General features: G+C 74.4%; 11 protein-coding genes. 8 read left to right on the top strand and 3 right to left on the bottom strand.

All coding sequences use genetic code 11. The features are described 5' to 3' along the window. From AB0O19_RS27995 to AB0O19_RS27960, 8 genes are all read left to right on the top strand, one after another. On the top strand, positions 1-606 hold a 606-nt coding region (locus AB0O19_RS27995; protein ID WP_363623405.1), incomplete at its 5' end, for a divalent metal cation transporter. 95 nt (positions 607-701) lie between these two features. Further along, positions 702-974 carry a hypothetical protein gene (locus tag AB0O19_RS27990; protein WP_363623403.1) on the top strand — a complete coding sequence of 91 codons (273 nt, stop codon included), beginning with the start codon at positions 702-704 and terminating at the stop codon, positions 972-974. A 74-nt stretch (positions 975-1,048) separates the two neighbouring features. Further along, positions 1,049-1,309, top strand: coding sequence for a hypothetical protein (locus AB0O19_RS27985; RefSeq protein WP_363623401.1), 261 nt, complete (start codon positions 1,049-1,051; stop codon positions 1,307-1,309). A gap of 54 nt (positions 1,310-1,363) precedes the next feature. After that, entirely contained in the window at positions 1,364-1,771 is a 408-nt protein-coding gene (locus tag AB0O19_RS27980) for a winged helix-turn-helix domain-containing protein (RefSeq protein WP_363623399.1), read from the top strand. An 87-nt stretch (positions 1,772-1,858) separates the two neighbouring features. Next, the gene (locus tag AB0O19_RS27975) at positions 1,859-2,320 is read left to right on the top strand and encodes a hypothetical protein (protein WP_363589661.1); all 462 of its coding nucleotides are present in this window, start codon (positions 1,859-1,861) and stop codon (positions 2,318-2,320) included. After that, positions 2,317-2,682 carry a glyoxalase gene (locus AB0O19_RS27970; RefSeq protein WP_363623397.1) on the top strand — a complete coding sequence of 122 codons (366 nt, stop codon included), beginning with the start codon at positions 2,317-2,319 and terminating at the stop codon, positions 2,680-2,682. Before AB0O19_RS27975 ends, AB0O19_RS27970 begins: the two co-directional genes overlap by 4 nt. 289 nt (positions 2,683-2,971) lie before the next feature. Next, positions 2,972-4,729 carry an ABC transporter permease subunit gene (locus AB0O19_RS27965; RefSeq protein WP_363623395.1) on the top strand — a complete coding sequence of 586 codons (1,758 nt, stop codon included), beginning with the start codon at positions 2,972-2,974 and terminating at the stop codon, positions 4,727-4,729. Positions 4,730-4,762: 33 nt separating this feature from the next. Then, positions 4,763-6,154 carry a nitrate/sulfonate/bicarbonate ABC transporter ATP-binding protein gene (locus tag AB0O19_RS27960; RefSeq protein WP_363623393.1) on the top strand — a complete coding sequence of 464 codons (1,392 nt, stop codon included), beginning with the start codon at positions 4,763-4,765 and terminating at the stop codon, positions 6,152-6,154. A gap of 8 nt (positions 6,155-6,162) precedes the next feature. On the opposite strand, the gene AB0O19_RS27955 is transcribed toward AB0O19_RS27960, so the two are convergent. From AB0O19_RS27955 to leuD, 3 genes are all read right to left on the bottom strand, one after another. Next, positions 6,163-6,576, bottom strand: coding sequence for a metalloregulator ArsR/SmtB family transcription factor (locus tag AB0O19_RS27955; protein WP_363623391.1), 414 nt, complete (start codon positions 6,574-6,576; stop codon positions 6,163-6,165). Positions 6,577-6,976: 400 nt separating this feature from the next. Beyond that, positions 6,977-8,014, bottom strand: coding sequence for an isocitrate/isopropylmalate family dehydrogenase (locus AB0O19_RS27950; RefSeq protein ID WP_363585077.1), 1,038 nt, complete (start codon positions 8,012-8,014; stop codon positions 6,977-6,979). A gap of 119 nt (positions 8,015-8,133) precedes the next feature. Continuing rightward, the gene (gene leuD / locus AB0O19_RS27945; protein ID WP_363585079.1) at positions 8,134-8,772 is read right to left on the bottom strand and encodes a 3-isopropylmalate dehydratase small subunit; all 639 of its coding nucleotides are present in this window, start codon (positions 8,770-8,772) and stop codon (positions 8,134-8,136) included. Positions 8,773-8,859: the final 87 nt, after the last annotated feature.

Raw genomic sequence — 8,859 nt, 5'->3', positions numbered from 1 at the left:
GGCGACGTGTTCGGCATCAGGCACTCGCTGCACCGGGGCGTCAAGGGCGCCAAGGGCTTCTACGCGATCTACGCGGGCCTGGTGGTCGCGGCGGCCGCGATCACGCTGCTGTCCACCGGCTACACCCAGGGCCTGATGACGCAGTTCGTCCAGGTGCTGGCGGGTGTGCTGCTGCCCTCGGCGACGGTGTTCCTGCTGCTGCTCTGCAACGACAAGGCCGTCCTGGGGCCGTGGGTCAACGGGCCCAAGACCAACGCCTTCACCTCCGCCGTGGTCGGGGTCCTGGTGATGCTGTCGCTGATCCTGACCGCCGCCGTGGTCTGGCCCGACATCAGCTCGCAGGCGATCCTGTGGATCATGGCCGGCTGCGGCGTGGCGGGCGTGCTGGTCGCCGGGTACTTCTTCACCTTCGGCCGCACCGCCACCAAGGAGGACCCGATCGACCGCACCGGCCGCGAGGAATGGCGGATGCCCCCGCTGGAGACCCTCGGCAAGCCGGTCATGTCCACCGCCCGCAAGGTCGGCATGGGCGCCCTGCGCGCCTACCTCCTGGTCGCGATGGTGATGGTCATCATCAAGATCGTCCAGACCGCGCTCAACCACTGAGCCGCCGCCGGGGCGGCGCCCGACAGTGCCGCCGCCCCGGCCCCGACCCGGAAACCTCGACCGCCCCGCACCCGGGGAAGGAAGGAAGTACGGCCATGCGCACCGCCCTTCACCACCAGTGCCCGCGCGTCCGCCTCGCCCTGCACGACGGCGTCGAGAGGGACTACCGCCTCGACGACCCCGGCGCCTGCCCGCACTCCGGCACGCCCAACACCCGGGCCTCCGCGTACGAGCCGCGCGTGCACCTGGCCTACCTGCTGGCCCGCCAGGGCCACCGCCCGGACTGGCTCGCCGACTTCGCGGACCTCCCGCCGGCCGCCGCGCGCCGCCTCAGCCGCGCCGCCGCCCGCCACCGGCCGCACGGCTGACGCCCCGCCGACCGCACCACCCGCGCCCTCGCGCACCCCCTCCACCCGCCGCCCCGTCACGGAGGTGACCTGCCATGTCCATCGTCGCCGCGTTCCACCCCTCCCTCCCGTCCGCCGGCCGCGGCCGCCTGCGCGCCGCGCTCGCCGCCGTGGGCCGACGCCTGGCGGAGAGCCCGCTGGACAGCCCCGTCCTGCACGCCGTCACGGCCCCGGCCCCGGCCGCCGCCTCCGCCGACCGCCCCGCCCGGCTGCGGGCCAGCTGGCGGACCGTCACGGCCCCGGACGGCGCCGCCCGGCTGGAAGCCTCCTGGCACCCCTGGCACCCCGCCCGCTGACCACCCGTACCGATGCGTACAGATCCGCACCGACCCGCCGAAGGAGCATCCGCCATGGCCGTGCGCTACCCCAGGCTCGAAGCCATCTTCTCGGACCACACCGCCGCCGCCCCGCCCCGGCGTCCGCGCCCCGCCCCGGCCCCCAGGCCCGCCGTCGACCCGGACACCGGCCTGGTGGTGGACCCCGAACAGCGCACCGTCACCGTCGACGGGCAACAACTGACCCTCCCCTACCTGGAGTTCGAGCTGCTCGCGCACCTGGTCGACAACCCGCTGCGGGTCCACTCCCGCCGCCAGCTGATGGAGACGGTCTGGGGCCGACCGGACACCGGCGACACCCGCACCATCGCCACCCACATCGCCCGGATCCGCCGCAAGCTCGGCCCCGGCCACCGGGAGGCGATCGCCACCGTCCGCCAGATCGGCTACAAGTACGACCCCCGCCTGACCCGCGTCGCCTGACCGCCGTCCGGCCGCGCCGCCCGAGGCCCGATCGCCCGCCCCGGCGGCACCCCGCCGGCCGCCACCCCACCGAAGGAGGACACCGTCGTGACCAGAACCGCCCTGTTCCCCTGGACCAGCAGAGGGACGGCGCTGTGCGGCGTCCTGCTCCTCCTCACCCTCCAGGGGATCGCCGTCGGCGTCGCCCCGGGGCGGCTGCGGATCTTCCTCTCCGGCGTGCTCATCGGCGCCTCGGCGGCCGGGCTGCTCCTCGCCCTGCTGCTCGCCCGCAGCGGGCGCGGCACCGCCCGACCCGCCGCCCCCGACGAGGACGACACCCAGTGGTTCAGCGCCCGCTCCCTGGACGGGTTCCCGATGGAGCAGGTCCGACCGCTGCTGCTGTCGCCCGGCGCCCCCGGCCTGAACCGGCTCTACACCGCCTGGGTGTTCGCCACCCACGGGCACGACCCCCAGTGGATCGCCCACCACCTCGACCTGTCCACCCCGACCGCCCGGCTGCTGGTCACCGCGGCCCGGCACCACACCGCTCCCGAGAGGAGGCCGCAGTGATCACGGCCCTCGACCACGTCCAGCTCTCCGCACCCCCCGGCAGCGAGGCCCTGCTGCGGGCCTTCTACGGCGACGTCCTGCAGATGGCCGAGATCCCCAAGCCCCGGCCGCTGACCGGGGGCGGCGGCTGCTGGTTCGCCGCCGACGGCGGCCGGGTCCGGCTCTACCTCGGCATCGAGGAGCGCTTCCGCCCCAGCACCAAGGCCCACCCCGGGATCGCGGTCTCCGAGATCGACGACTTCGCCTCGCGGCTGTCCGAGCTCGGCGCGCTCGTGGTGTGGGACGACAGCCTGCCGCCCCGGCGCCGCTTCTACACCACCGACCCCGTCGGCAACCTGCTGGAGTTCGTCGAAGCGGCCTGAGCCGGCGCGCGGAGGAACCCCGGATCCATTTGCCTACGGACGTACCCGAGGAGCAGACTGCCCGGGGCCCGCAGGACGGGCCGGGACGACACCAGACGACACCACCGGAGGAGGCGGCCATGGGCGAAGACCCTCCCAGTACGCGCCGCCGTACCGGCCGCCTCCCCCACGCCCGACCGCGCGCCTGACGCAACGGCCCGGGGGGACGCGGCGTTCGTCCCGATCCCGCTGACGTCGCACGCACCTCTCCCGACCCCGGGGCCCCGGGTGCGCGCCGGAGGTGCACCCCATGACCCTGCCGAAGCCGGCCCCGGGCGCCGCCCGGGGCTCACTGCCGTCCCGGACGGCCGCCCGCCTGGCCCGGATGACCTGGGTGGACGCGCTCGTCGCGGCCGCCGTCCTGGTGCTGCTCTACCTCGCGCTGCGGGTCGGGCAGGGCACCACCGTCCGGTTCTCCACCGGCCGGAACGCGGCGGTCGACACCGACCCGGCCCGGCTGCCGTACGACGCGGCCCGCTCGCTGCTGCGGATGTTCGCCGCGCTCGCCGTGTCGGTGGTCTTCACCTTCGGCTACGCCTACGCCGCGGCCCGCAGCCGCCGGCTGGAGCGGGTCCTGATCCCGGCCCTGGACATCCTCCAGTCGGTGCCGGTGCTCGCCTTCCTGACCGTCGCGGTGACCGGCTTCCTCGCCCTGTTCCCCGGCTCCGTACTGGGCCTGGAGTGCGCGGCGGTGTTCGCCATCTTCACCTCCCAGGCCTGGAACATGACCTTCGGCTTCTACTGCTCGCTGGTCTCGCTGCCGCCCGAACTCGACGAGCTGTCGCGCTCGTTCCGCTTCACCCGGTGGATGCGGTTCTGGAAGGTCGAACTGCCCTCGGGCATGATCGGCCTGGTCTGGAACGGCATGCTGAGCTTCGGCGGCGGCTGGTTCTTCCTGGTCGCCTCCGAGGCGATCAGCGTCGACAACCAGCGCTACGCGCTGCCCGGGGTCGGCTCCTACGCGGGCGCGGCCATCGCCGCCGGCGACCTCGGCCGGGTCGGCTGGGCGATCGCCACCATGGCCGTCCTGGTGGTCGGCGTCAACCTGCTGTTCTGGCGCCCGCTCACCGCCTGGGCCGAACGCTTCAAGAACGAGCAGTCCGAGGCCACCGAGGTGCAGCGCTCCGTCGTGCTGGACCTGCTGCGCCGCTCCCACTGGCCCGGGCTGCTCGGCCGGCTGCTGCGCCCGGGGTGGCGGGCGCTCTCCCGGGCCGGGCGCCTGCTGGGCACCGACGACCGCCCGCTGGCCGTCGACCCCGGGCGGCGGCGCGCCGGGGACGCCGCCTTCGCCGCCGTCGCCGGCGGCCTCGTGCTCTGGGGCCTGGTCGACCTCGGCCGCTACCTGCACGGCGCGACCGGCCTCGGCGTGTTCGGCGAGCCGCTGCTGCTCGGCCTCGCCACCCTCGCCCGGGTCGTCGTCCTGGTGACCGTCGCCACCCTGGTCTGGGTGCCGGTCGGCGTGCGGATCGGCTTCTCCCCCCGGCTGACCCGGATCGCCCAGCCGCTGGTGCAGGTGCTCGCCAGCTTCCCGGCCAACTTCCTCTTCCCGCTGGTCGTCTGGCTGCTGCTGCGGACCGGGCTGTCGATCGACCTCGGCGGCGTCCTGCTGATGGCCCTCGGCGCCCAGTGGTACATCCTGTTCAACACCATCGCCGGCGCCATGGCCATCCCCACCGACCTGCGCGAGGCCATGGACGACCTGGGCGTGCGCGGCTGGCAGCGCTGGCGACGGCTGATCATCCCCGGGATCTTCCCGGCCTACGTCACCGGCGGACTCACCGCCTCCGGCGGCGCCTGGAACGCCTCCATCGTCTCCGAGGTCGTCACCTTCGGCGGCACCACGCTCACCGCCACCGGCCTCGGCGCGTACATCGCGCGGGCCACCGAGCACGGCGACTACCCGCACCTGCTCGCCGGGGTGGCGGTGATGAGCCTGTACGTCGTCGCCCTCAACCGGCTGCTCTGGCGCCGCCTCTACCGCCTGGCCGAGCGCCGCTACTCGCTCTGACCCGCGCCCGCTCCCCGCCCCGGAGGTCCCCGCATGCGCTTCCCGTTCCCGCGCGCCGCCCGCACCGCGCCGCCCGCCGCCGCCGTGTTCTCCCCCGCCGGCTCCCCCGGCTCCCCCGCCGACGGCGAGATCCTGCTGGAGACCGTCGGCCTCACCAAGGCCTACGCCGGCGCCGACGGCGCGCTGCCCGTGCTGTCCGGCATCGACCTCACCGTCCGGGCCGGCGAGATCGTCGCCCTGCTCGGCCGCTCCGGCTCCGGCAAGTCCACCCTGCTGCGCTGCCTGTCCGGGCTGATCCCGCCCAGCTCCGGCACCGTCGCCTACCGCGGCACCCCGCTCACCGGCGCCAACCCGGGCACCGCCCTGGTGTTCCAGACCTTCGCGCTGCTGCCCTGGCTGACCGTCCGGCAGAACGTCGAACTCGGCCTGGAGGCCCGCGGCGTGCCGCCCCGGGAGCGCGCCGAGGCCGCCGTCCAGGCCATCGACCTGATCGGCCTGGCCGGCTTCGAGTCCGCCTACCCCAAGGAGCTCTCCGGCGGCATGCGCCAGCGCGTCGGCTTCGCCCGCGCCCTGGTCGTCGAACCGGACGTGCTGATGATGGACGAGCCCTTCTCCGCGCTGGACGTCCTCACCGCCGAGAACCTGCGCGGCGAACTGCTGGAACTGTGGGAGTCCGGCCAGTTTCCCACCCGCGCCGTCGTGCTGGTCACCCACAACATCGAGGAGGCGGTCCTGATGGCCGACCGCGTCGTCGTCCTCGGCTCCCGCCCGTACGGCACCATCCGGGAGACCGTCGAGGTCGACCTCGACCGGCCCCGCGACCGCGACGCCGCCGCCTTCGACGAACTCGTCGACCGGGTCTACCGGATCATGACCGGACGCCCCAAGGAGACCCGCCTGCCCGGCCGCGCCGACGGCGCCCGGCCCGACCGGCGCACCGTCGCCAACACCCCGCTGCCCACCGCCAGCGTGGACGGCCTCGCCGGCCTCGCCGCGATGATCGCCCACCGCGGCGGCTGCTGCGACCTCGCCGACCTCGCCGACGAACTCGGCCTCGACATCGACGACATGCTCCCCCAGCTCGACGCCCTCGACCTGCTCGGCTTCGCCGAGATCCACGGCGACGACCTGCTGCTCACCGAGGCCGGCACCGCCTTCGCCGGAGCCGACGTCCAGGAGTCCCGGACCATCTTCGCCGGAGCCGCGGTGGACGTCCCGCTGGTCCGGCTGATCACCAACGGCCTGCGCGGCCGCCCCGGCGCCGCCGTGCACGCCGGCTTCTTCCGCGACCTGCTCGCCCACCACTACACCAGCGAACAGGTCGACCGGCAGCTGGAGACCGCCACCGACTGGGGCCGCTACGCCGGGCTGTTCGGCTACGACGCCGCCCTGCGGGAGTACCGGCTCGACGAGGAGACGGCCTAGGACGGGCCTCAGGCCTGGCCGGTGGCCGGGCGGCGGGCGGAGCGGACGGCGCGGGCGAACGGCTGCTCGGCCGTCGCGGCGGCCGGGCCGGTACCGCCGCCGTCACCGCCGTCACCGCGCCCGGGCAGGTCGTTGGCGATCAGCGCCGCCTCCGTCAGCAGGCCGCGCACCTCGGCGGCCCGGTAGAAGATCCGGGTGCCCTCCCGGCGCGAGACGACCAGCCCGGCCGCCCGCAGCCTGGCCAGGTGCTGCGAGGTCGCCGCCACGTGCGCGCCCAGCAGCTCCGCCAGTTCGCTGACCGGCAGCTCCCGCCGGGTCAGCGCCCAGAGCAGCCGGTACCGGGACGGGTCGGCGACCGCCTTCAGCACCGCGACCGCCCGCTCCGCCGCGTCCGTGTCCCACGCCTCTTCCTGCGCACCCATGCCAGGATCCTACCGAGCCGGCCCCGCCGCCCCGGCGGCGCCGAACCCGGTGCCGTCCGGCCGGGCGCGGGCGTCGACAGCGGGCGTACCCGGCGGGCGTCGACAGCGGGCGTCGATAGCGGGCCGATGGCCGGAGCTGCCAGGCTTCAGCCATCCTTTCAACCGCTGCCGACCGGCCGCACCGTCCAGGAGTTGGAGTCCGTACGAGATGATCGAGCACACCACGTTCCGTACCGCGGTCAGCGAATCGCACGAGCACAATCCCTGGGGCTGAGCGGCCTGGGTCCGCCTTCGGACGCCCGCCCGCCGGGCGGTGTCGGGGAGGACGGACCCGGCCGGCGGGGGGGGGGGGGGGGCCCCCCCGGGGGGGGGGGGGGGGGGGGGGGGGGGGGTCATACCGTCAGGCCGCGGCGAGGGCCGCCCTGACCGCGGCGCCGACCTGCTCGGTGGTGAGGGAGCCGCCGAGGTCCGGCGTGCAGGCGCCCTCGGCCACGGCCGTGCCGACGGCCAGCTGGATCGCCTTCGCCTCGGCGGCCCAGCCCAGGCGCTCCAGCATCAGCGCGGAGCTGAGGATGGCGCCGAAGGGGTTGCCGATGCCCTGGCCGGCGATGTCGGGCGCGCTGCCGTGCACCGGCTCGTAGAGTCCGAACCCGGTGTCCGGGTTGATGTTGGCCGAGGCCGCGTTGCCCAGGCCGCCGGCCAGCATGGCCGCCAGGTCGCTGAGGATGTCGCCGTACGAGTTGTTGGTGACGATCACGTCGAACTGCGACGGGTCGGAGATCAGCTTCATCGCGGCGGCGTCGACGTAGAGGTGGGTGGAGCTGATGGCGGGGTGCTTCGCGGCGGCCTCGCGGAACACCCGCTGCCACACCTGGCCGCCGTGCCGGACGGCGTTGGACTTGTCGACCATGCAGACGCCGCGCTCGGCGATCGAGTACGCGTACTCCATCACCCGCGAGACGCCCATGTAGGTGCTGACGTCCGCGTCGACGGCCATCTCGTGCACGGTGTTCCCGCGCAGCACACCGCCGATGTCGGTGTAGAGGCCCTCGGTGTTCTCCCGGACGATCACGGCGTCGATGGCGCGGGTCCGGGCGTCGCGCAGCGGGCTCAGCCGCTCCTGGAGCAGGGTGGCCGGGCGGTGGTTGACGTACAGGTCGAGGTCGAAGCGCAGGCGCAGCAGGACGCCGCGGCCGTAGTCCGAGGTCTTCACGCGGGGGTCGCCGATGGCGCCGAAGAGCACCGAGTCGCTCGCCTTGATCCGCTCGAAGTCCTCGTCGGACAGGGAGACCCCGGTCCGCAGGTAGGTGTCGGCGTTGACGTGGTCGAGCACGTCGACCGCGAGGTCCAGGCCCAGCGACTCGATGGTCTCCAGGGCCTCCTTGGTCACCTCGGGGCCGATGCCGTCACCGGGGATGACGGTCACTGTCTTGGTCATGGGTCTCTCACCGTTTCTGGGGTGGGGCCGGCCGGGTGTGGGTCGGGTCGGCCGGGCCGGGGGCGTCGGGCAGGGTCACCGCCGCGCGGCCCTGGGAGCTGCGCCGGGGGGTGCGGTCGTCAGGAGGCCCGGCGCTGCTTCGCGGTGTCCGGGGAGGAGAAGGCGCCGCGGGTGATGCTGGTCATCCAGGCCGGGCGGCCCTGCTCGAAGGCGGCGATCGCGTCGGCCTTGCGCAGGGTGACGTCGATGTCGTCGAGGCCGTTGAGTAGCAGCCAGCGGGCGCGGTGGTCGGCCTCGAACTCCCAGGTCCCGAGGTCGGTGCCGACGGTCAGCTGCTCCAGGTCGACGGTGATCTCGAACTTCGGGTCGGCCTGGGCGCGTTCGGCGAGGTCGGCGACGACGGGCACCGGCAGGGCGACGGCCAGCAGGCCGTTCTTCAGCGCGTTGCGCAGGAAGATGTCGCCGAAGCTGGTGGCGATGACGGCCCGGAAACCCCAGTCGCGCAGGGCCCACACGGCGTGCTCGCGGGAGCTGCCGGTGCCGAAGTTGTGGCCCGCAACCAGGACGCTCGCGTCCTGGTGCTGCGGCTGGTTCAGGACGAACCCGGGCTCCTTGCGCCAGTGCCCGAACAGGGTGTCGGCGTAGCCGGTCTTGGTCAGCCGCTTGCAGAACTCGGCCGGGATGATCTGGTCGGTGTCGACGTCGTCCCGGGACAGGGCCACGGCCTGTCCGGTGTGCGCCGTGAGCGGCTCCCTCATGCCTCTGCCCCCTGCTGGTCGGTCTGGCTGCGGTCGGTCGAACGGGTCGAACAGGCCGGTCGGGTGGAACAGGCCGGTCGGGTGGAA

Source organism: Kitasatospora sp. NPDC091276 (assembly GCF_040684355.1).
Lineage (GTDB): Bacteria > Actinomycetota > Actinomycetes > Streptomycetales > Streptomycetaceae > Kitasatospora.
This window is presented reverse-complemented; position numbering and strand designations above follow the sequence as displayed.

What these genes read in the sequence shown, in the direction of transcription:
- AB0O19_RS27990 (WP_363623403.1), top strand. Translation starts at nt 702, where the DNA reads ATGCGCACCGCCCTTCACCACCAGTGCCCGCGCGTCCGCCTCGCCCTG.
- AB0O19_RS27985 (WP_363623401.1), top strand. Translation starts at nt 1,049, where the DNA reads ATGTCCATCGTCGCCGCGTTCCACCCCTCCCTCCCGTCCGCCGGCCGC.
- AB0O19_RS27980 (WP_363623399.1), top strand. Translation starts at nt 1,364, where the DNA reads ATGGCCGTGCGCTACCCCAGGCTCGAAGCCATCTTCTCGGACCACACC.
- AB0O19_RS27965 (WP_363623395.1), top strand. Translation starts at nt 2,972, where the DNA reads ATGACCCTGCCGAAGCCGGCCCCGGGCGCCGCCCGGGGCTCACTGCCG.
- AB0O19_RS27960 (WP_363623393.1), top strand. Translation starts at nt 4,763, where the DNA reads ATGCGCTTCCCGTTCCCGCGCGCCGCCCGCACCGCGCCGCCCGCCGCC.
- AB0O19_RS27955 (WP_363623391.1), bottom strand. Translation starts at nt 6,576, where the DNA reads ATGGGTGCGCAGGAAGAGGCGTGGGACACGGACGCGGCGGAGCGGGCG.
- AB0O19_RS27950 (WP_363585077.1), bottom strand. Translation starts at nt 8,014, where the DNA reads ATGACCAAGACAGTGACCGTCATCCCCGGTGACGGCATCGGCCCCGAG.
- leuD (WP_363585079.1), bottom strand. Translation starts at nt 8,772, where the DNA reads ATGAGGGAGCCGCTCACGGCGCACACCGGACAGGCCGTGGCCCTGTCC.